Source organism: Neotabrizicola sp. VNH66 (genome assembly GCF_049445895.1).
Lineage (GTDB): Bacteria > Pseudomonadota > Alphaproteobacteria > Rhodobacterales > Rhodobacteraceae > Pseudogemmobacter.
Genome location: NZ_JBMSDW010000055.1, coordinates 1 through 1,125, shown reverse-complemented (window position 1 = coordinate 1,125; position 1,125 = coordinate 1). Strand labels below are relative to the sequence as shown.

The following is a 1,125-nucleotide window of genomic DNA, read 5'->3' as shown; positions in this document are numbered from 1 at the left end:
CGCAGCGACCGACAAATCCGTCTCCACCATCCGGCATCCGCGCGCTCCTCCAGCTTCAACCCTCCTTCTGAAGGCTGCGGCCGCGATAGAACACGCGCAAAATCAATGGGGCAGAGACGGCGCATACGCTCCCACTTGCTGCGGCCCCTAGGTGTCCGTTCGCGCATGGTCTCTAGCCGGTCGCAGATGGCTTGAAGAGTCATCTTGGGATCTGCGCCTTTGATGCCCGCGACGATGGCGGGCAGGCGATCACCCTTGTCGGATGCGGTGGCACGGGAAAGGATAGTGACTGGCAGCAGGCCTTCGCGGACGAAGGTTTTGGCAGCACGGATCAGGCGGGGCAGGGACCAAGGCTGCGCCTCGCTCGGCAGACCTGAATTGACGATGCGCAGCACGTCTTCCCAAGGCAGGCCCGGCCTCAGACGGCGCACCTCCGGCACCCACTGGTCGGCATTGGCGTTCAGTTTATGGAAATGGCTTTCCACTCGCGCGGCCCTTGCCTTGCGGATTGTCACGGGGTCGCCCGCCTTTAGGCCGGGGTTGCCGCCAACCCGCCCTTCTGCCTTCGCAGATCGCAACCCGGCCTTGGTGCGCTCGCGTATCAAGGCCCGTTCAAACTCGGCGGCTGCGCCCAGAACCTGCAAGGTGAACTTGCCCTGAGGCGACGCCGTGTCGATTGGATCCTGCAAGGACCGGAAATGTGCGCCTTTCGCCTCCAACCGCTCAATGATCTCCAAGAGGTGAGAGAGTGAACGGGCCAGGCGGTCGATCCGAACCACGACGAGCGTATCGCCAACGCGCAGCTGATCCAACACACGCGCCAGAACAGGCCGGGTGCGACTGCCGCCCGAAGCTTGCTCTTCGACAATTTCCACGCAGCCTGCGGAGCGCAACTCCTGAACTTGGGGCAGGGCGGTTTGATCTTCGGTGGAAATACGCGCGTATCCGATGAGTGGCACGAGGCAAGGGGCTCCTTTTGCAATTGCGGATGTTAGGAGTAAACGACCGTTTGTAAACGATTGCAATGGAGCTCTGGCTGTCGCTAAGGCGTCTAAAGCTCAAGAAAACCGCATCAAACGGTACGGAGGGTCAGTAGGGCAGGGGGGCGATACGGCAGACCTATCA

Annotated in this window: 1 protein-coding gene; it reads right to left on the bottom strand. The window is 61.7% G+C overall.

Features of this window, described 5'->3' with window-relative positions; genetic code table 11:
- Positions 1-959: recombinase family protein (locus ACO2Q5_RS23900; RefSeq protein ID WP_423295724.1), on the bottom strand; the 959-nt coding region annotated here is incomplete at its 3' end.
- Positions 960-1,125 lie beyond the last annotated feature (166 nt).